The following is a 19,196-nucleotide window of genomic DNA, read 5'->3' as shown; positions in this document are numbered from 1 at the left end:
TTCGCGGCATATTCGCGGCATATCCCACCGACCCCGAGGAGAGAAGAACATGCGTGCGCCGATCATCGACGTCGCCGTCGTCGGAGCGGGCCCGTACGGCCTGTCCGTGGCGGCCCATTCCATCGCGGCCGGGCTCGACACGCGCGTCTACGGGCGCCCCATGCAGGCATGGGACCGGCACATGCCGCGGGGGATGCTGCTGAAGTCGGAGCCGGCGGCGTCGAACCTGGCCGACCCCCGCGGCGACTACGGGCTGGAGACCTACTGCGAGCCGAGGGGCCTGCCCTGCGCCTACGGCACGCCCATCCCGCTGGAGACGTTCGTCGACTACGGCAGGTGGTTCCACACCCAGGCGATCGGGGACGCCCTCGACGACTCCTCCGTGGCCAGGATCCGCTCCGACCGGGGCATGTTCGCCGTCGAGCTGACGACGGGACAGACGGTCATGGCCCGGACGGTCGTCCTGGCCCTGGGGTTCCTGCCCTTCGCCCACCGGCCCGCCGCGCTCTCCGGGCTGCCGGCGGCGGTGGTGACGCACAGTTCCGACCACTACGACCTGTCGCGCTTCGCCGGGCTCGACGTCACGGTGGTCGGCGCGGGACAGGCCGCCCTGGAGACCGCGACGCTCCTGCTGGAGAGAGGGGCCCGGCCCCGGGTGGTGGCGCGCAGGGACGCCCTGGCCTGGAACGGCGTGCCCGCGACGGACCGGCTGGCGATCGAGCGGGCCCTGGCGCCGCGCTCCGGCCTGGGCACCGGCTGGCGCGCGTGGGTCTGGTCCGAGCTGCCGGGCACGGTACGGCACCTGCCGGCGGCGGCCCGGCGCCACATCGTCCGCACCACCCTGGGCCCGGCCGGGTCGTGGTGGCTGCGGGAGCGCTTCGACGGGCGCGTCCCGGTGCTCCTGGGTCAGACGCTGGAGGGCGCGACGCACCGCGACGGCGTGAGCCTGAGGCTGCGGGGCGCGGACGGCGACCTCACCACGGTCCACACCGACCACGTCATCGCGGCCACCGGTTACGCGGTGGACGTCGCCCGGATCGGCATCCTCGACGGGAGGCTCACCCGGGCGATCCGCCGTAGCGGGACCTCCCCGAAGCTGTCGAGGAACTTCGAGACCTCCGTCGACGGCCTGTTCGCCGTCGGCCTGGCCGCGGCGGGCACGTTCGGCCCGGTCATGCGGTTCGTCCACGGTGCGGGATTCGCCGCCCGCCGGACCACCGCCGGCCTGACCTCCCGGCTGAAGAACCGCCCGCCGCTCCCGGAGGTCACCCCGCTCGACACGCCGAGGGTACGGGAGCACGTCGGCGGCTGAGCCGGACGGCGGCGTGACACCCCCGGCCGGATCGCGGCGTGATGCGACTGTGACCAACCGGGCCGGTCGGGGAAGCATCTCATGGGCAGGAGAACGCCACCTCTCGGGAGAGCACATGGAGCCCGTTCCTGCCGGACGGACACTGGACAGACGGACGCTTCTGCGGATCGGCGGCATGGCCGCGCTGTCCGCGGGAGCCGGGCTGTCCGTGGGAGCCGGGCTGCCGCCCACCGGGACGGGGCCGCTCGCCCAGGCCGGTCCGTCGGCGCGGACCGGTCCCCGGCCGTCGGACTGGAACGCTCTCCGCCGCGGGCTGCAGGGCCGGCTCATCCGGCCCGGCGACGCCGCCTACGACGCCGCCCGCCGCCTGTTCGACCCGGCCCACGACGCGGTACGGCCCGCGGGCGTGGCCTACTGCGCGAACCCCTCGGACGTCGCCGAGTGCGTGGGCTTCGCGCGCCGGCTGGGCGTGCCGCTGGCCGTACGGTCCGGCGGGCACTCCTACGCGGGCTGGTCCACCGGCCCCGGCCTGGTCGTCGACGTCTCCCCGATGCGGGAGGTGAGCCACGCCTCGGGGCGGGCGACCGTCGGGGCGGGGGCCAAGCTCGTCGACGTCTACGACCGGCTGGCGGCGCACGGCGCGAGCATCCCCGCGGGAACCTGCCCCACCGTGGGGGTGAGCGGGCTGGCGCTGGGCGGCGGGATCGGCGTGGTGGCCCGCAAGTACGGCCTCACCTGCGACGTGATGGAGTCGGTCCAGATCGTCACCGCCGACGGCCGCCTGCTGACCTGCGACGCGAACCATCACCCGGACCTGTTCTGGGCCTGCCGCGGCGGAGGCGGCGGGAACCTCGGCGTGGCGGTCTCCTTCGGCTTCCGCACCCACCCCGTCCGCGAGGTCACGGTGTTCTTCCTGCACTGGCCGTGGCGGCGGGCCGCCCGCGCGGTGCGGGCCTGGCAGGCGTGGACGCCGTCGGCCCCGGACGAGATGTGGTCCACCCTGCACCTGAGCCGCAGCGGCGGCGGGACGGACGTCCAGCTGGCCGGCGTCTACCTGGGCGGCAGGGCGGAATGCGAGCGGTTGCTCGACCGGCTGGCCGACCGGATCGGCCCGGTCTCCTCCAGCTCCGTCCGGAAGAGGTCCTATCGGGAGGCAATGATGATCATGGCGGGGTGCGCCGCCCTCTCGGTCTCCGAGTGCCATCAGGGCGGTTCCCTGCCCGGCCGGACCCGTGACGGCAGGCTGGGCCGGGCCGGTTTCACGGCCAAGTCGCACATGGCCTACCGGCCGGTCTCCGAGGCCGGCGCGCAGGCGCTGGCCGCCCAGGTGGCCAGGGCAGGCGAGCACACCGTCCTCCTGGACGCCCTCGGCGGCGCGGTCGGCCGGGTCCGGCCCGACGCCACCGCCTTCCCGCACCGGGCCGCCCTCTACAGCGTGCAGTACTACGCCGACCGCGCCGGGGCCGCGGTGTGGGCCCGGCGCGCGCACGCCGCGATGCGCCCCCACTTCGGCGACCACGCCTACGTCAACTACATCGACCCGGAGCTGAGGGGCTGGCGCGCCGCCTACTACGGCGCCAACGCCGGGCGCCTGGCCCGCGTCAAGGCGGCCTACGACCCCGGCCGTCTCTTCCGCCTCCCCCAGGGCATCTGAGCCGGTCCGCGGTACTCCCCGGGCCCGGCCCCCGCCCCGCCCCGCCGTCCCTGTCCCGGGACACCGTCCCGTGCGTTCCGGGACGGCGGGGCGGGTACCGTGTGGCGACCGGAACCGGAGGGACAGTGATCACAGCGGTGCGCATCGCGCGGGCGGCGTGCGCCCTGACGCTGACCCTGATCGCGGTCTCCCTGGTCCTGTCCGTCCTCAACGGCCACCACCCGATCGAGCAGAGCCACCTGCTGCTGGTGGCGGCGTGCGCGCTGGCGGGCGGCCTGATCGGAGTGCACCGCCCGGAGCACCCGGTGGGCCGGCTGCTGGCCCTGAGCGCGTTCTGCTTCGCGCTCTACGAGGCGTGCGGCCGGTACGCCATCTACGGCGTGCTGAGGCGGGCGGCGGACGCCCCCGGGCACGGCGCCGCGTCGGGCGTCCCCGCGCCGGGCGTCTCGGCGGGCGGTCCCGAGCCGGGTGCTCCGCTGCCCCTCGCCGAGGCCATGGCCTGGCCCCAGACCTGGCTCTGGATCCCGGCCAACCTGGCCCTCACCCTGGTCCCGCTGTTCTTCCCCGGCGGCGCGCTGCCCTCGCCCCGCTGGCGGTCGTTCGTCCGGGCGGCGGTCGCCGTGACCGGGCCGGCCATGGTGGTCAGCGCCCTGCGGCCCGGGGAGAACGAGCAGGTCAGCTCCGGCCCGGGGGTGCCGAACCCGCTCGGAGTGGCGGCCATGGCCGGACCGGCCGAGATCGCGGAGGCGGTGGCGCTGGCCGTCCACGTGGCGGTCTTCGCGGTGGGAGGACTCAACCTGCTGGTGCGGGCGCGGCGCGGCACCGGCCGGGAGCGCGAGCAGATCAAGTGGCTGGCCTACGCGGTCGGGCTCGCCCTGCTCGTCGCCAACGGCAGGCTGGTGGCGGGGCTGACCGACGGCGACCCCGAACGCCCCTACCCGCCGGTCCACTCGCCCTGGGAGCTGCTCGGCACGCTGGGCGGGATCCTCATCCCCGCCGGCATCTGCATCGCGATCCTGCGTCACCGGTTGTTCGACATCGACCTGGTGATCAACCGGACGCTGGTCTACACGCTGCTGTCGGTCTGCGTGACCGGCGGCTACATCCTCGTCGTGGGTTATCTCGGCGCGCTCCTCCCCTCGGCGGACCTGCCCGCGTCCGTGCTGGCCGCCGGGCTGGTGGCCCTGGCCTTCGCCCCGCTCCGGCAGCGTCTGCAGGGCTGGATCAACCTGCTGATGTACGGCGAGCGGGACGACCCCCACGCGGCGCTGACCCGGCTGGGCCGCCGGCTGGAGGCCAGTGAGGAGCCGGGCGCGGCGCTGTCCGCGGTCGCGCGGTCGGTGGCCGAGGCCCTGCGCCTGCCGTACGCGGCGGTGGAGACGGCCACGGGCCTGCGGCACGCCTGCGGCCCGGAGGCGGTCACGGCGGTGGAGGACACCCGGGGGAAGGACGGCACCGCGGGCGGGGACACCGCGGAGCGTCCCGCCGGCGGTGCCGCCGACGACGGTCTGCTCCGGCTGCCGCTGGTGTACGACGGCGAGCGGGTCGGCGACCTCATCCTGGCTCCCCGGGCGGGTGAGAGCAGGCTCGGCCCGCGCGACCTGGCCGTACTGACCGACCTGGCCCGGCAGGTCGCCGTGGCCGTGCACGCCGCGCGGCTCTCCGCCGATCTACGGCGTTCCCGGGAGCGCCTGGTGATGGCTCGCGAGGAGGAGCGCCGCCGCATCCGGCACGACCTGCACGACGGGCTGGGCCCCACGCTGGCCGCGCTCACCATGCGCGCCGAGACCGCTCACGACCTGGCCGGAGATGAGAAGGTACGGCGGCTGCTGGCCGACATCATCGACGACGCCGAGGCGGCGATGGCGGACGTCCGGACGCTGGTGGACGGGCTGCGGCCCCCGGCGCTCGACTCCCTCGGGCTGCTCGGCGCCCTGCGCGCCCACGCGATCCGGCAGGCGCCCCGTCTGCGTGTCGCCGTCCGCGCCCCGGACGCCCTGCCCCCGCTTCCCGCCGCCACCGAGGCGGCGGCCTACCGCATCGCGGCGGAGGCGCTGGCCAACGTCCGCAGGCACGCGGGAACGGACGAGGCTGAGCTGCGGATCGAGGTGTCGGGGACGGCGCTGGTGCTGGAGATCCTCGACGACGGTGCCGGGATCGGCTGGGCCGGGATCGGCGGGACCGGAACCGGGACCGGCGGGACCGGCGGGACCGGCGCGGTCGGCGCGCGGGAGGGCGTCGGGCTGACGTCGATGCGCGAACGCGCCACCGAGCTGGGAGGATCGTGCGCGGTCGAGGAGCGCGCGGGAGGCGGGACCCGGGTCAGGGTCGTGCTGCCGACGCGGGCGGAGGGGAGCACCGGTGATCAGGGTTCTGCTGGTTGACGATCACGCCGGGTTCCGCGCCGGACTGCGGGCTCTGCTCTCGGCGGTCGACGGCGTCGAGGTCGCCGACGAGGCGGCCAGCGGCGAGCAGGCGCTGGCCCTCGTCGGCCGGGCGCAGCCGGACGTGGTCCTGATGGACCTGACGATGCCCGGCATGGGCGGGATCGCCGCGACCGAGCGGCTGGTCCGCGACCACCCGCACGTCCGGGTGATCGTGCTGAGCATGGCGGACGACGACGACTCGGTGTTCGCCGCCATGCGGGCCGGGGCGCGCGGCTACGTCCTCAAGGGCGCGCGCAAGGCGGAGCTGGTGCGCTCGGTGCAGGCCGTCGCCGACGGCGAGGCCATCTTCGGGCCGGCGATCGCCGCGCGGATGGCGGACTACTTCGCCGAGCGTGAGCGGGGCGGGCCCGCGCAGCCGTCGCTGCCCGAGCTGACCCGGCGGGAGCGGGAGATCCTCGGCCTGGTCGCCGGCCATCTCACCAACCCGCAGATCGCGGCCCGGCTCGGGCTGAGCCAGAAGACCGTGCGCAACCACGTTTCGGCGATCTTCGCCAAACTCCAGGTCGCGGACCGGGCCCAGGCGATCATGCGGGCGAGGGAGGCCGGGCTCTGAGCGCGGCTCACACAGGCGACAGGTTCACACAGGCGACAGGTTCACACAGGCGACAGGTTCACACAGGCGACAGGTTCACACAGGCGACGGAGCCCGGTCCGTGAGCTGCCCCTCCCACTCCCCCTGCGGCATGCGCAGCACGCGCAGCGCGATCCAGCCGTAGGCGGCCAGGTGCAGCAGCGCGCCGGTGGACTGCACGGCGGGCGGCTGATCCATGGTCACGAAGGGGATGACCGTGCCCACAGCCGCCGCGGCGGGCACCCACCACGGGGCCAGGCGGGTCGCGGCGAGCCCGATCAGGAGGGTGAAGAGCCCGATGTGGAGCAGGAAGCCGGGCAGCAGCATGCCGAACACGAACCCCCAGAGCTCACCGGCGCGCGTGATCACCTCTTCCGCCTGGGCGTCGCTCAGGGACTGGGCCAGGGCCAGGTCGTAGAAGTCGGTGGTGAACAGGGTCAGCCCGTGCCCGGCGCCGATCAGCCCGAGCGCGGCGCCGATGACGCCGGTCCGGGGCGCCCGGTACTTCAGCAGGTGCGCCATGCCCAGGACGGCCGGGATGAGGCTGAGCGTCGCCCAGATGTAGAGCAGGGCGCTCACCTGCACGGCGTTCGCGTTCTCCCGGAAGATCGCGGGATCGTGCTCGGCCCCCGGCGGGGCGGCGAAGAAGGCGAGGAACTCGAAGGCGGGCCAGGCGAGCAGGGCGATCCCGGCGACCCGGCGACGGAATGAATCCGGACTTTTAATCATGGACGGCAGTAAATCTCCCAGCCATCCCGGTCTTCCCGGGCCACTGTCCCGCCCGCCCGGGAGGAATGTCCCGCACGAGGGCGCCGCAGGGAGAAAACCGGTGGACCCGCCCCCGGTTCCGTCGGCAGGATCGACGGGCATGCGGAACTTCCCCGTCTTCCGGTTGCGGGTGACCACGCCCCGCCTCGAACTTCGCCTTCCCTCGCTCGACGACCTGGACGATCTCGCGGACCTGGCCGTCGAGGGGATACACGATCCGCAGGCCATGCCGTTCCTGTTCCCCTGGACCGACGCGGAGCCCGCTTCACGGGCGCGCAGCGCGTACCAGTTCCACTTCCGCCAGTGGGCGGCCTGGACCCCGCAGAAGTGGACCTGCCCCTTCGCCGTGGTCTTCGACGGGCAGATCGCCGGGGTCCAGGAGGTCTCGGCGGCCGACTTCGCGATCACCCGGGAGGTCGCCACCGGTTCCTGGCTCGGCAAGCGCTTCCACGGCCGGGGCATCGGGACCGAGATGCGCGCCGCCGTCCTCCACTTCGCCTTCGACGGCCTCGGCGCCCAGAGCGCGACCTCGGGGGCCTTCACCGACAACCACGCGTCCCTGGCGATCTCCCGCAAGCTGGGCTACCGCGACGACGGCGTCGACGTCCACGTCCGCCGGGGCGAGCGCGCCGAGACCCGGCGTTTCCGGCTGCTCCGGGACGACTGGACCACGCCGCCCGGATTCGGGATCCACGGCCTCGGTCCGTGCCTACCCCTGTTCGGCGCCGACCGCGCGGAAGGAACGTGAACGCGCGCACCCGGCCGCGGGCCCTGCGTCACAACAGGACGGTGTCATCGGTGACCCGCTGACCGACGTCCCAGTGCTCGGCGATCCGGCCGCGGTCGATCCGCCAGACGTCCACCGAGACCGCGCTCGGCACCTCGGGGCCCGCGGTGATCAGGCTGTAGGACCAGACGTGGTCCTCCTCGGCCACCAGCTTGCGGAGCTCCAGCCGGAAATCAGGGAAGCGGTCGGCGACCTGTTCCCGGAAACTCTTGACCGTGGCCTCCGGCCCCGTACCGGCGCCCGGGTGGTGGTTGGCGAAGTCGTCGGTCAGCAGCGTCCGGGCGCGGTCGAAGTCCTTGTCGTTGTAGAAGGCCCGGCAGAACTCCTCCACCAGCGCCTTGTTCGAGGCGAGGTCGGCCCGGGCGACGGTGATGCGGCGGCCGGCGGAGCGGCCCGTCTCCAGTTCGTCGACCAGGGCGACGGCGTAGTCCTCGGCGCTGATCGAGCTCCCGCCGTCGGCGTCGGTGAGCAGCCGGTCGCCGCCCAGGCGGTAGTTCCCCGTGCGCTCGCCCGGCGTGATCTCGGCCGGCGGCGAGATGTAGGTCCAGCCCAGGTCACCGGCCTGCTCACGGACGAAGTCCAGCAGCGCGGCCTGGGACAGGGCCTCGGCCCTGTAGAGATCGGGGAACCCGGGGGTGTCGACGAGCCGGACGCCCGGCGCCGCCTCCAGGCTGCCGGCTCCGCCGACGATCACCAGTCGCCGTACCCCCGCCTCGCGCACCCCTTCCAGCACGCCGCGCCCGGCCGCCAGCAGCGGGCCGGACGGCTCCGAGCCGTCGCGCGGCGGCGCGATCGCCAGGACCACGGCGTCGTGTCCCGCGGCGAGCGCGGCCACGGCCGGGGCGTCGGCCGCGTCCACGACCCGCGTCCCTCCGGCGCCGCTGCGGGTCGCCCCGGTGACCTCGTGCCCCCGCTCCCGCGCCTCGGCCGCGATCCGGCTCCCGATCATGCCCCCGGCCCCGATCAGCAGAATCCTCATGAAACACCTCCTGAGAAGTCGTCGCGGCCGACAGTATCCATCAGATACTGGTTACTTCAACGTGCCCTTGCTACCCTTGGGAAACCATGATGGACGGAGACGCGTTCAACCCCGAGTGCCCCACCCGCCTGGTCCTCGACCGCATCGGCGACAAGTGGTCGGTGCTGGTCGTGCTGAGCCTGCGCAACGGCCCCCGGCGCTTCACCGAATTGCGTGACACGATCGGCGGCGTCACCCCCAAGGTCCTCACCCAGACCCTGCGCGCCATGGCCGCCGACGGCCTGCTGACCCGGCACGTCTTCGCCGAGGTCCCGCCCCGCGTGGAGTACGAGCTGACCCCGCTCGGCCAGTCGCTCCAGGCCCCCATCCGGGCCATCACCGACTGGGCCGAGGAGCACGTGAACGAGGTCATGGCCGCCCGCGAGTCAGCCGTCGGCAGCTGACCACGCCATCGGGGCCCGCCGAGCCTCTGCGACCCGGGTCACAGAAGTGAGAAGATCGCGGTTTCCGGCGTCAGCCGTACAGCGTGGGCAGATCCACCAGGAGGACCAGGTCGTCCTCCCGTGCGGCGGCCATGAGGTCGGCGTCGAAACCGGCGCCGCTGTAGCAGGCCAGAACCGTGCGGGAGGTGTCATACCCTTTCGCGGCGAGCAGGTCTCGGGCACGCCGCAGGCGCTGGAGATGCCTGATCCCCATGACCTTGTCCCACTTCGCCTCACCGAGCGACCTGACCGCACGCGCCTCGTTCGGGTAAGCGGGACCGAGGACGGCGACGCCCACCTGGATCTGCTTGCGAGTGGAGGGATCCACGACCGTACCCGCCGCGACCTCGCCCACGCCCCCCGTGAACACCTCGCGCGCGTGGCGTAGTGCGAACTCCCGGCACAGGGTCTCGAAGTGCGGGCCCATGATCCTGGACAGGAAACGCTGCCGGGACCGATCCCATACCTCCTGGGCATGGCCGATGCCGAGATCGGTCCACTCAGGACGCATGATCGCCTGATAGAAGGAGATCAGGGGTTCGGTGATCCGGTACTGCGAGGCGGACTTGAAGGCGTCTTTCTCCTTGACCAGAAGCCCGCAGTCCTCCAGAACGTTGATCGGATGGGCGATGTCAGAGGATTTGTAACCGATATGGCCAGCGATCCCGCCCCAGGTGCTGTTCCCCTCGGCGACCGCGGCCAGAACCGAGTGATAGAGCGCGGGGTCCCGGATGTCGCTCTCCTCGGCCAGGAGGTAGCGCCCCTCACGGAAAATGGGGGTGCGACGGTTGAGAACCGTACGGACCACCCAGCCGTCGAAGTCCTCCAGGGAAGCCGGGAGGTCACCGGCTGTGAACTCGTCCCGGTAGGCGGGTGTCCCGCCTACCACGGCGTGCACCAGCGCGGCCAGCCGGGGATCGGAGATTCCCCAGAACCGCGCTGCCTCACGGAACCCCAGCGGCTGGACCAGCAGTTCCAGGCGGGCCCGTCCACGGAGGGGTGCCTGGCCGGACAGGATCCTCCCCATCACGGAGAGCGCGGACCCGCAGATCAGGACCCGCGCGAGGCTGCTTCCCCGGTGGGTCCGCCCGCGCAGGTCGATCTCCTGCTTGAGGATCGACGGCAGGGCCGGTTCGGCCTTCATCAGGTACGGGAACTCGTCGATGATCAGCGGGAGCGGCCGGTCCTTCGGGAGCGAGAAGAAGAACTCCAGCGCGTCCCGCCAGTCCGCGAAGGGATAGCCCACCGGCGAGCCTTGGTGTCGGGCCAGAGCCATGCCGAACAGGCGGAGCGACTCGACGCTCGTCCCCTCGGTCGCCTCGAAGTAGAACCCGCCCGTCGCCTCGGCCAGCGCCTTGAGCAGGAACGTCTTGCCCTGCCTGCGACGGCCGCTGACCACCCCGAACGCCACCTCGGCCTGCGTCCCCTCGGCGAAGGAGGACAACGCCTCCCACTCCCAGTCACGGTCGAAGACGTAGTCGGGTTTCACGACCATGGGCGACCCCGCAAATCACTGAAGTACAGTCCACTGGACTGGAACTTCAGTGATTTGCGGACGGTCTCAGGATTCGGGTGTGAAGTGGGACAGCACCTCGGGGTTGGCCATGGCGTCGAGGTTGGCGGCCTTCTCCGGCGGTGTCCCGAGGAGGATCTTGCGGACCGGGACCTCCAGCTTCTTGCCGCTCAGGGTGCGCGGGATGCCGGGGACCTCGGTGATCTCGTTGGGGACGTGCCGGGGGGACAGTTCCTCCCGCAGCGTCGCGCGCAGGCGCATGACCAGGTCGTCGGTGAGCTCCGCGCCCTCGGCCATGGTGACGTAGAGCAGCAGGCGACCCTCCTGGCCGAGCTGGCCGGTGTCGATCACCAGGCTGTCGGCGATCTCCTCGAAGCGCTCGACCACCCGGTAGAACTCGCTGGTGCCCATGCGCACGCCGCCGCGGTTCAGCGTGGAGTCGGACCGGCCGTAGATCACGCAGCCGCCGCCGGGGAGGATCTTGATCCAGTCGCCGTGCCGCCAGACGCCGGGGTAGTCGGCGAAGTAGCTCTCCCGGTAGCGGGAGCCGTCGGGGTCGTTCCAGAACATCACCGGCATGGACGGCATCGGCTGGGTCAGCACCAGCTCGCCCACCTCGCCGACCACGGGCTCGCCCGACGGGTCGAACGACTCGACCTTCGCGCCCAGGCAGCGGCACGGGATGACCCCGGCGTCCACCGGCAGCAGCGGGACCGCGCCGACGAAGCCGGTGCACACGTCGGTGCCGCCGGAGAACGAGCCGAGCTGCGCCTCCGGCAGCGTCTCGTGCACCCAGGCGAAGCCCTCCGGCGGGAGCGGCGAGCCGGTCGAGCCCAGACCGCGCAGCCTCTCCAGCCCGGTGGGCTTCACGCCCGCCTTCATGGAGGCGATGATGTACGGCGCGCCGGTGCCGAAGTAGGTGACGCCCTCCTCGGCGGCCAGCCGCCACAGGGCGTCGGTCCCGGGATGGGTCGCCGAACCGTCGTAGAGCACCACGGCCGCGCCGACCAGCAGGCCGCCGATGAGGTAGTTCCACATCATCCAGCCGGTCGTGGTGTACCAGAAGAAGACGTCCTCGGGGCCGAGGTCCTGGTGGAAGGAGAGCGCCTTGAGGTGTTCCAGGACCACGCCGCCGTGGCCGTGCACGATCGGCTTGGGCAGGCCGGTGGTGCCGGAGGAGTAGACGATCCACAGCGGGTGGCCGAACGGGACCGGCTCGAAGGCCAGGGGCTCCTCGGACGAACGCAGCTCCGCCCAGCTCACGACGGGGCAGCCGGCGCCCGGGACGCCCGGCGCCCGGCCCGCGGGTGCGGCGGCCGACGCGCCCGCCGTACCCGCCGTGCCCACCGGGCTCTCCGGGCTCTCGGGGCTCTCGGGGCTCTCGGGGCTCTCCGCGGCGCCTCCGGCGGGCATGCGCACCCGGGCGACGAGGGACGGGAGCCGGGCGGCGATGTCGCCGGCCACCTCGGCCCGGTCGAAGTGTCTGCCGTTGTAGTCGTAGCCGTCCACCGTGATGAGCACCTTGGGCTCGATCTGGGTGAAGCGGTCGATCACGCTGGGGGCGCCGAAGTCCGGCGAGCAGGAGGACCAGATCGCGCCCAGGGACGCGGTGGCGAGGAAGGCGACCAGGGTCTCGGGCACGTTCGGCGCGTAGGCCGCGACCCGGTCGCCCCGGCCGACCCCCAGCCGGGCCAGACCTGCGCGGACCCGGGCGACCTCCCCGGCCAGCTCGCCGAGCGTGAGCGTACGCCGCGCCCCCGACTCGTCGCGGAAGATCACCGCGATCCGGCCGGGCTCCGACGCGGCGCGGCGCAGCGCGTTCTCCGCGTAGTTCAGCGTCGATCCGGTGAACCATTCGACGCCCGGCATCGTCCCAGATATGACGGGCCCGTCACCACGCGCTCCGGCGACCTCGAAATAGTCCCAGACCGATGTCCAGAACTCGGCCGGAGCGTCTACCGACCACTGCCACAGAGCCTGATAGTCAACCGGCCGCCCGAGCCACTCCATGTAGCGGGTGACCTTGGCGTCCCGCACGATCTCCGGCGTGGGTTCCCAGAGCCGCGTACCTTCCTCAACCATGACCCCATCCTCTCCGCGTCCCGCCGGGATGTCATCCCCGGGTACCCACATACGGCGGCGGACGATATGTGGACCGGCCACGTAGCCGTCCCGCGGGCCGGTCACCCGGGCCGGGACCGCAGGCGTTCCACGGCGGCCCGGGCCGCGGTGCCGATCACCGCGTCGGCGCGCGGCTGGTTCTGGGCGGTGCCGTACGAGCGGGTGAAGACGGCGACGGCGTAGCACCCGCCGTCGGGGTACTCCACGACGCCGGCCTCGTTGCGGAGGGTGGGCAGCGTGCCGGTCTTGCCGCTGACCGCGACGTCGTCGTAGGGGAAGCCCGAGGCCAGCCGGTGCGGCCAGACCTGCAGGCCCAGCAGGCGGCGCATCCACGCGCAGGACTCGGGCGAGGCCGCCTCGTCCCGCCAGATCATGGCGAGCAGCCGGGCCGTCTCGCGCGGCGTGCTGCGGTTGGTACGGGCCGGGTCGAGCACGCGCAGCCGGGAGACCACCGCCGGATCGGTCGGCATGTCCTCCTGGCCGGAGTCCTCCACGACGCTGGTGAACAGCGTCGCGCAGTCGTGCTCCACCCGCGTCCGGGCCAGTCCGAACCCGTCCAGCATGGTGTTGACCGCCCCCAGGCCGACCCGGCCGATCAAGGTGTCGGCCGCGGTGTTGTCGCTCACCGCGATCATCAGGTAGGCCAGGTCGCGCAGGGACATCGTCACGTCGTCGGTCATCGCCGACACCCCGGTGGGCCCGGGAGTGTGGCGGCCCGCCATAACGGTGACCCGCTCGGCCGGGTCCAGCGCCCCCCGGTCCGCCTGCCGGAAGAACTCCACCAGCAAGGCGATCTTGAATACCGACGCCAGGACCACGGGCTCGTCCGCGCCGTAGGCCACCTCGGCACCGGTGTCCACGTCCACGGCGTACAGGAAACCGGTCACACCCGCCGCGCGGAACAGCCCGTCGAACTCCTCCACGCCCGCGCCGCCCGTCATGCCAGGAACCCCGAGGCGGGCCGGGACCGCACCCGCCGCACCGGCGCCGCGCCGTCGTCCGTCATCCCCGCATTCTCCTTCAGCACCCGTACGGCCACCGCCCCGAACGCCTCGGCCGCCGGTCCCGCCTCGCCCCGCCAGGCGACGGAGATCCGCCAGGCCAGCGGACTGCCCACCAGCGGCCTCCAGCACAGGCCCGGCAGCGTCACCCGCGGGCCGAAGGCGACGGCCGTCCCCGCCATGACCAGGCCGAGGGTCTGCGCCTGGTGCACCTCCTGCGGGACGAACCCGTGGCGGCGGCACTCCCCGAGCGTCTCCTCGTGCAGCCCCGGCTCCCCGGGGTACAGGACGAGCCGCCGCCCGGCCAGATCGGCCAGGTGGACCGAGGACAGGCGCGCGAGCGGGTCGGACTCGGCGAGCACGACGCCCGGGTACTGGACGAGCACCGGCCCGAAGCTCAGGCCCGGGGCGGCGATCGGGTGGCGGAGCACGCCCACGTCCAGGGTGCCGGCGGTGAGGGCGGCGGCCTGGTCGGCGCTCCACATCTCGGTGGGCACGAGCCGCACCCCTCGCCCCGTCCCCTCCCGGCCCGCTCTCCCGCGACCCGCCTCCGTGGATCCCGTCCCCTCACCGACCGCTTTCCCGCGACCCGGCTCCCCGGGACCGGTCGCGACCGCCTCCCGGCACGCCGCCTCGAACCCGGCGATCAGTGCCGCGATCACCGTCGAGCCCAGGTCCGGCGGGATCCCGGCCCGCAGGACCGCCCCCTCCTCCCGCCCGGCGAGGGCGCGGAGCCGGTCGACCCGGGCGAGGATCTCCCCCGCCTCGGCCAGGACCGCCCGCCCCGCCTCGGTCAGCCGGACCCGGCGGCTGGAGCGGTCGAACAGCCGCACGCCCAGTTCCTCCTCCAGCCGCCGGATGCCCTGGCTGAGCGGCGGCTGCGCCATGCCGAGGCGGACCGCCGCGTTGCCGAAGTGCAGTTCCTCCGCGACGACGGTGAAGTAGCGCAGATGCTTCACCAGGTCCATGACCAGCGATCATATCACTTTCCATATAGATTAGAGATCTATATGGATATTGGACATTGCACGTTCCCCTCTGGTCTCCTCGATCGGCGAGGACAAGGGGGACGCTATGAGACTGAAGGCGCTGGCCGCGGCGGCGGTGCTGGTTCCGGCCGTGGCGATCGGCGGGATCGCGTGGTCGCTGCGCACCGAGGGCACTCCCGAGGAGACCGCACGCGACTTCCTGGCCGCCTGGTCACGGCAGGACTACCCGGCGATGCGGGCGCTCGCCGTCGGTCCCCCGGACGACTTCGAGCGCTGGTACCGGCGCTTCCGGAGCGACCTGAAGCTCTCCGGGACCCGCTTCGAGGTCACCGGGACGGGCGGCACCGCGGCCGGTACCGGGGAAGACACCTCGACCGGCACCGCGGTACGGTTCCGCGCCCGGCTGGAAGGACCCGTGGACTGGTCCTACGACGGATCGCTGACCCTGGTCGAACACGAGCGGACCTGGCGGGTGCGGTGGTCCCCCGCCGCCGTCCATCCCCGCCTCCGTGAGGGGACGCGCGTCAGGGCCGTGACGGCCGAGGCCGAGCCGGCGCCCGTCCTCGCCGCCGACGGCACCCGCATCGACACCGCCTCCGCCCCCGGCTCGGTGCAACAACTCGTCGAGGAACTGAAGAAGACCTACCGCGATCACCTCACCGGCACCTCCTCCGGCCGGATCGAGCTGGTGAGGGGGGACACCACGCTCGCGACCCTCGCCGCCTCCGAGGCGGAACCGGGCAGGGAGCTGAGGACCACCGTCGACCTGCGGGTCCACCGGGCCGCGGCGGACGCCCTGCGGGAGGTGGACAGGCCCGCCTCGCTGGTCGCGCTCCGCCCCTCGACCGGCGAGATCCTGGCGGCGGTCAACAAGCCGGGCGGGTTCAACCGGGCGCTGCTCGGCCACTACCCGCCGGGCTCGACGTTCAAGGTGGTCACCGCCTCGGCCCTGGTCGCCGACGGAATGACCGCCGGGGAGCGGGTGTCCTGCCCCGCCGAGCAGAACATCGGCGGCTTCCCGTTCCACAACGCCGGGTTCGAGGACTACGGCACGCCCTCGCTGCGGGAGGCGTTCGCGCACTCGTGCAACACCACGTTCGGGCGGCTGGCCGTGGACCGGCTCGGCGGGCGGCGGCTGGGGGAGGTCGCCGGGGGCTTCGGGTTCGAGGCGCCGGTGGAGCCCGGGGTGCCGGCCGTACGGGCGCGGTTCCCCGCCCCGAAGGACGACACCGATCTCGCCGCCGCCTCGATCGGCCAGGGCCGCGTGCTGACCAGCCCGCTCAACATGGCCACCGTGGCGGCGGCCATCGCCGACGGCTCCTGGCGCCCGCCCCGGCTGGTGGACCCGGACCTGCTCCCGCCGGGCCGGCCGAGGAAACTGGAGCCCGCGGTGGTGCGGGCGCTACGCACGCTGATGCCCGCCGTGGTCGTGGAGGGCACGGCGAGCGCGGTCTCCTTCCCGCCCGGTACGGCGGGCAAGACCGGGACCGCGGAGTACGGCTCCGGCGAGGAGCCGCCCTCGCACGCCTGGTTCATCGGCTACCGGGGGGACCTGGCCTTCGCGGTGATCGTCGAGGGCGGCGGCTCCGGTTCCGGGACCGCGGCGCCGATCGCGGCCCGGTTCCTGTCCGGGCTGAGCGGCCGGTGAACATCGGCCCGGGGACTCCGCGGCCGGTGCGCCATCGGCCCGGGGATCCCTCTATCCGGCCTGGCGGGCGGGTGAGGTGAGGCGGGCCACGGCCGCGACGACCTCCGAGGGGTTGGCCAGGCCGGGCAGGACCACGTCGGCGCCCGCCTCGTGGAGCTCGGCCGGCAGGGAGCGCCCGGTGGCGACGGCGATCATCGCGGCCCCGGCGATCCTGGCGGCCTGGACGTCCCGGACGGAGTCGCCGATCAGCACGGTGTTGCCGCGGTCGAAGACCGCGCCGTGCTTACGCCCCGCCCGGCCCTGCGCCACCTGGAGCAGGGTGGCCTTGGGGTAGACCTCCTCGCCGTAACCGCCGACCTCGAAGTCCACGTGCTTGTGGAGGCCGAAGGCGGTCAGCTTGTGCACGGCGTTGCTCTTGATCGTGCCGGTGAGCACCGACTGGACGGTGCCGCCGAGCCTGGCGACGGCCTTCAGCGCGTCCTTCGCCCCGGGCATCGCCCGTCCCTCGGCGGCCAGCCGCCCTCGGCGGGCCGCGAAGGCCTCGGCCAGGGCGTCGAGGAACGCCGGGAGGTGCTCGTCCTCGGCGACGATCCCGTTGATCGCCAGCGTCTCGAAAATGATCTCGGAGTCCGGGCGCCCGTTGTGCTGGGTCAGTTTCATCAGGGGCCGCCCGGTGACCCGCCGGAAGGCGTCGGCGTACGCGTCGCGGGTGACGATGGCCACGTCGACGAGGGTGAGGTCGACGTTCCAGAGAACGAGGCGGTTGATCGTGGCCTCCGGAGACTGGGTGGGGATGCCAGGGTACGGCCACCGCCGTGCCCTGGCTGCCACAGATGCCGAAATCGTCCGGTTATGCGTAGTCGATGGCGTCCGCGAGGCTGTCCACGACCGGAACCCCGCACGCCTCCAGGTCCCTGCGGCTGGTCATGCCGCCGGTGTAGAGCACCGCCCGGGCCCCGACGTGCTGGGCGGCGTGGGCGTCGTCCACGCTGTCGCCGATCACGAGCACGTTCTCCGGGTCCACCCCCAGCCTGGCGAGGTGGTTCACCATGGACTCGGCCTTGTGCCCGCCCGAGAACGTGTCCAGCAGCCCGTCGACACGGGTGAAGTGCCGGTCGATGCCGTACTCGGCGATCTTGGCGACCAGCATCTCGTGCCGCCACATCGACAGCAGCGACTGGCTGCCGCCCTCCCGCTCCCAGCTCCGCAGCGTGGACAGCGCGTCGGCGGCGAGGCCGCATTCGAGCATCAACCGGTGGTAGTGCTCATGGAAGGCGTGGTCCATCCGCTCCCACTCGCCCTCTTCGAGCGGGCGGCCGAGCATGCGCTCGTAGGCCGTCCAGATCGGCCGGGTGTAGACCTCCCGGAAGCCGTCGACGTCGTAGCCGCCCATGCCGTACGGCGCGAAGACCGCGTTCGTCGCCGCCACCACGGCGTCGATGTCGTGGAAGAGCGTGCCGTTCCAGTCCCAGATGATGTGCCTCATATCGCACTCATCGTAGCCATCCCGCCCAACCTGACGCATGCCGATAAACCCGCGCGGGCGTGAATGAGCGCAGGTGGACGGCTTCTCAGTCGATCAGGTCGGGGATCTCCTGGGTGGCGTACCACATGAGTTCGTGGGCCTCGGCACCGTCCACGGCGAACCGGGCGTCCTCGTCACCCTTGTCGGCCGCGGGCAGCGCGGCGATGGCGGCCTCGACGTCCTCGACCGCCGACGGGTCGTCCACGTGCACCGCGGCGAGCTTCCCCATCGGGACGGCCCGCGCCAGCCGCACCCGTGCCCGCTCCCGGAGATCGACCCCAGCGGTCACGTCCTCGTCCGGGACGTCGGCGGCGACCACCACCCGCCGCGCCGCCACCTTCACCCCGTCGGCCCGGTCGGCGGCCAGCATGCGCAGCGACGCCCTGGCCGCCTCCGTCAGGGCGACGTACTCCAGTTCCTCGGTGTCCCCCGAGGCGTACCACTCGGTCAGCGCGGGGGTCACCGCGTAGCCGGTCAGCGGGGCCGGGCCGAACTCCCTGGCGGTGGCCACGCGGGCCAGCGCCGGGAGGGTGCACGGCAGGTAGACGCGCATCAGTGCCTCGATCTGTGTCTTTTCGGAAGACGGCACCGGACCGGCGCCGAGCATCAAACGAGTGTGCCAGTACGGGCGCCCTCCCCGCGAGGTACGGTACCGCGGCGGCGTGCCCCCTCAGCCCGGCGGACAGCTCTCAGCGCAGCGGGATCCCGAACAGGGACTCCATCTCGGCGATGGTGGTCTCGGCGTCCCGGTGGTGCAGGCCGACGATGCCCAGCGCGCGGGCGGCCGTGATGTTGGCCTCGATGTCGTCGATGAACACGCACTCGGCTCCGGAGAGCCCGACCAGCCCGAGAGCGTGCTCGAAGATCCGGGGCTCGGGCTTGCGCATGCCGACCTCGCCGGAGATGACGATCTCGTCGAAGATCCCGTCCCAGGAGTCGCGGGGGTAGTCGTTGGCCCAGGAGTTGGAGAGCAGGCAGGTCTTGAAACCCGCGGCGCGGACGGCGCTCAGCATGTCGTACATCGGCTGGACCGGCTGGAACCCGGCGAACATCCTGGTCAGCAGCCCTTCGGCGGCCGGCTGCACGCCGTCCAGCGTGAGCAGCCGCGCGGCCAGGTCCCGCTCGAAGTCCAGGGCGGAGATCTCGCCCCGCTCCAGCGCGTGGATCGTGTTCTCCGCGCCCGCGGCGGTGTCGTAGGCGTGCATGACCAGCTCACGCATCACGTCGCGGTAGTGGGCCGCGTCGATGCGCTCCTCGGTGATCCACGCGTCGATCGCCTCGTGCAGGCCGGTGGTGAGCACGCCGCCCCAGTCGATCAGCACACCCTTGAGCATTCCGCCTCCTCGCATAGAACCGGTTACAGAGTAGGCGTAGCCGGTGGGAAGCCGGAAAAAGGGTG

General features: G+C 72.9%; 17 protein-coding genes. 7 read left to right on the top strand and 10 right to left on the bottom strand.

Annotation, left to right across the window (positions count from 1 at the left end):
• The first annotated feature begins 49 nt into the window (after positions 1-49).
• The 4 genes from IEZ08_RS21155 (at position 50) to IEZ08_RS21140 (ending at position 5,966) form a co-directional block, all read left to right on the top strand.
• A complete protein-coding gene (locus tag IEZ08_RS21155) occupies positions 50-1,312 on the top strand; it encodes an FAD-dependent oxidoreductase (RefSeq protein ID WP_068921485.1) in 1,263 nt (420 codons plus the stop codon).
• Between the two features lie 115 nt (positions 1,313-1,427).
• Positions 1,428-2,966 carry an FAD-binding oxidoreductase gene (locus tag IEZ08_RS21150; protein ID WP_068921484.1) on the top strand — a complete coding sequence of 513 codons (1,539 nt, stop codon included), beginning with the start codon at positions 1,428-1,430 and terminating at the stop codon, positions 2,964-2,966.
• 125 nt (positions 2,967-3,091) lie between these two features.
• Positions 3,092-5,350: a sensor histidine kinase gene (locus tag IEZ08_RS21145; protein WP_189242759.1), complete on the top strand. Its 2,259-nt coding sequence runs from the start codon at positions 3,092-3,094 to the stop codon at positions 5,348-5,350.
• Positions 5,328-5,966, top strand: a complete 639-nt coding sequence (locus IEZ08_RS21140) for a response regulator (protein ID WP_141703607.1) — start codon at positions 5,328-5,330, stop codon at positions 5,964-5,966. Before IEZ08_RS21145 ends, IEZ08_RS21140 begins: the two co-directional genes overlap by 23 nt.
• A 75-nt stretch (positions 5,967-6,041) precedes the next feature.
• Here the strand turns inward: IEZ08_RS21140 and IEZ08_RS21135 are convergent, their stop codons facing one another.
• Positions 6,042-6,713 carry a hypothetical protein gene (locus tag IEZ08_RS21135; RefSeq protein WP_068921482.1) on the bottom strand — a complete coding sequence of 224 codons (672 nt, stop codon included), beginning with the start codon at positions 6,711-6,713 and terminating at the stop codon, positions 6,042-6,044.
• 139 nt (positions 6,714-6,852) lie between these two features.
• Between IEZ08_RS21135 and IEZ08_RS21130 the strand changes: the two genes are divergently transcribed.
• Positions 6,853-7,500, top strand: a complete 648-nt coding sequence (locus IEZ08_RS21130) for a GNAT family N-acetyltransferase (protein WP_068921481.1) — start codon at positions 6,853-6,855, stop codon at positions 7,498-7,500.
• Positions 7,501-7,528: 28 nt separating this feature from the next.
• Here IEZ08_RS21130 and IEZ08_RS21125 read toward each other — a convergent pair whose 3' ends face one another.
• Entirely contained in the window at positions 7,529-8,518 is a 990-nt protein-coding gene (locus IEZ08_RS21125; protein WP_189242758.1) for an NAD(P)H-binding protein, read from the bottom strand.
• Between the two features lie 86 nt (positions 8,519-8,604).
• Here IEZ08_RS21125 and IEZ08_RS21120 point away from each other — a divergent pair, with 86 nt between their 5' ends.
• The gene (locus IEZ08_RS21120; RefSeq protein ID WP_084779591.1) at positions 8,605-8,961 is read left to right on the top strand and encodes a winged helix-turn-helix transcriptional regulator; all 357 of its coding nucleotides are present in this window, start codon (positions 8,605-8,607) and stop codon (positions 8,959-8,961) included.
• 70 nt (positions 8,962-9,031) lie between these two features.
• Here the strand turns inward: IEZ08_RS21120 and IEZ08_RS21115 are convergent, their stop codons facing one another.
• The 4 genes from IEZ08_RS21115 to IEZ08_RS21100 all read right to left on the bottom strand — a co-directional run bounded on the left by IEZ08_RS21115 (position 9,032) and on the right by IEZ08_RS21100 (position 14,603).
• Positions 9,032-10,495 (bottom strand): AAA family ATPase, encoded by a 1,464-nt coding sequence (locus IEZ08_RS21115; RefSeq protein ID WP_068921479.1) that lies wholly within the window; start codon positions 10,493-10,495, stop codon positions 9,032-9,034.
• Between the two features lie 66 nt (positions 10,496-10,561).
• Positions 10,562-12,595, bottom strand: a complete 2,034-nt coding sequence (locus IEZ08_RS21110) for an acetoacetate--CoA ligase (RefSeq protein WP_068921478.1) — start codon at positions 12,593-12,595, stop codon at positions 10,562-10,564.
• 101 nt (positions 12,596-12,696) lie between these two features.
• A complete protein-coding gene (locus IEZ08_RS21105; RefSeq protein ID WP_189242757.1) occupies positions 12,697-13,575 on the bottom strand; it encodes a serine hydrolase in 879 nt (292 codons plus the stop codon).
• On the bottom strand, positions 13,572-14,603 hold the full coding sequence (locus IEZ08_RS21100; RefSeq protein ID WP_189242756.1) for a LysR family transcriptional regulator: 1,032 nt from the start codon (positions 14,601-14,603) through the stop codon (positions 13,572-13,574). The genes IEZ08_RS21105 and IEZ08_RS21100 overlap by 4 nt, the downstream gene beginning before the upstream one ends.
• Before the next feature lie 106 nt (positions 14,604-14,709).
• On the opposite strand from IEZ08_RS21100, the gene IEZ08_RS21095 reads away from it, so the two are divergent.
• Positions 14,710-16,272: a penicillin-binding transpeptidase domain-containing protein gene (locus IEZ08_RS21095; RefSeq protein ID WP_068921475.1), complete on the top strand. Its 1,563-nt coding sequence runs from the start codon at positions 14,710-14,712 to the stop codon at positions 16,270-16,272.
• Positions 16,273-16,323: 51 nt separating this feature from the next.
• Here IEZ08_RS21095 and IEZ08_RS21090 read toward each other — a convergent pair whose 3' ends face one another.
• The 4 genes from IEZ08_RS21090 to IEZ08_RS21075 all read right to left on the bottom strand — a co-directional run bounded on the left by IEZ08_RS21090 (position 16,324) and on the right by IEZ08_RS21075 (position 19,131).
• Entirely contained in the window at positions 16,324-17,040 is a 717-nt protein-coding gene (locus IEZ08_RS21090) for an HAD family hydrolase (protein ID WP_189242786.1), read from the bottom strand.
• An 82-nt stretch (positions 17,041-17,122) separates the two neighbouring features.
• Complete coding sequence (locus tag IEZ08_RS21085) at positions 17,123-17,758, bottom strand: HAD family hydrolase (RefSeq protein ID WP_068921474.1); 636 nt, start codon at positions 17,756-17,758, stop codon at positions 17,123-17,125.
• 85 nt (positions 17,759-17,843) lie between these two features.
• On the bottom strand, positions 17,844-18,350 hold the full coding sequence (locus IEZ08_RS21080) for a DUF6912 family protein (protein WP_068928399.1): 507 nt from the start codon (positions 18,348-18,350) through the stop codon (positions 17,844-17,846).
• Positions 18,351-18,486: 136 nt separating this feature from the next.
• A complete protein-coding gene (locus IEZ08_RS21075) occupies positions 18,487-19,131 on the bottom strand; it encodes an HAD family hydrolase (RefSeq protein ID WP_068921473.1) in 645 nt (214 codons plus the stop codon).
• Positions 19,132-19,196: the final 65 nt, after the last annotated feature.

It is taken from the genome of Planobispora rosea (genome assembly GCF_014648175.1).
Lineage (GTDB): Bacteria > Actinomycetota > Actinomycetes > Streptosporangiales > Streptosporangiaceae > Planobispora > Planobispora rosea.
Note: the sequence above shows the minus strand (reverse complement) of the source record. Positions and strands in the feature narration are given on the sequence as shown.

Bases quoted from the DNA above. Each gene is read 5' to 3' on its own strand.
- IEZ08_RS21080 (WP_068928399.1), bottom strand. From the start codon at position 18,350: ATGCGCGTCTACCTGCCGTGCACCCTCCCGGCGCTGGCCCGCGTGGCC.
- IEZ08_RS21135 (WP_068921482.1), bottom strand. From the start codon at position 6,713: ATGATTAAAAGTCCGGATTCATTCCGTCGCCGGGTCGCCGGGATCGCC.
- IEZ08_RS21085 (WP_068921474.1), bottom strand. From the start codon at position 17,758: ATGAGGCACATCATCTGGGACTGGAACGGCACGCTCTTCCACGACATC.
- IEZ08_RS21120 (WP_084779591.1), top strand. From the start codon at position 8,605: ATGATGGACGGAGACGCGTTCAACCCCGAGTGCCCCACCCGCCTGGTC.
- IEZ08_RS21100 (WP_189242756.1), bottom strand. From the start codon at position 14,603: ATGGACCTGGTGAAGCATCTGCGCTACTTCACCGTCGTCGCGGAGGAA.
- IEZ08_RS21075 (WP_068921473.1), bottom strand. From the start codon at position 19,131: ATGCTCAAGGGTGTGCTGATCGACTGGGGCGGCGTGCTCACCACCGGC.
- IEZ08_RS21130 (WP_068921481.1), top strand. From the start codon at position 6,853: ATGCGGAACTTCCCCGTCTTCCGGTTGCGGGTGACCACGCCCCGCCTC.
- IEZ08_RS21110 (WP_068921478.1), bottom strand. From the start codon at position 12,595: ATGGTTGAGGAAGGTACGCGGCTCTGGGAACCCACGCCGGAGATCGTG.
- IEZ08_RS21150 (WP_068921484.1), top strand. From the start codon at position 1,428: ATGGAGCCCGTTCCTGCCGGACGGACACTGGACAGACGGACGCTTCTG.
- IEZ08_RS21105 (WP_189242757.1), bottom strand. From the start codon at position 13,575: ATGACGGGCGGCGCGGGCGTGGAGGAGTTCGACGGGCTGTTCCGCGCG.
- IEZ08_RS21155 (WP_068921485.1), top strand. From the start codon at position 50: ATGCGTGCGCCGATCATCGACGTCGCCGTCGTCGGAGCGGGCCCGTAC.
- IEZ08_RS21125 (WP_189242758.1), bottom strand. From the start codon at position 8,518: ATGAGGATTCTGCTGATCGGGGCCGGGGGCATGATCGGGAGCCGGATC.
- IEZ08_RS21095 (WP_068921475.1), top strand. From the start codon at position 14,710: ATGAGACTGAAGGCGCTGGCCGCGGCGGCGGTGCTGGTTCCGGCCGTG.
- IEZ08_RS21115 (WP_068921479.1), bottom strand. From the start codon at position 10,495: ATGGTCGTGAAACCCGACTACGTCTTCGACCGTGACTGGGAGTGGGAG.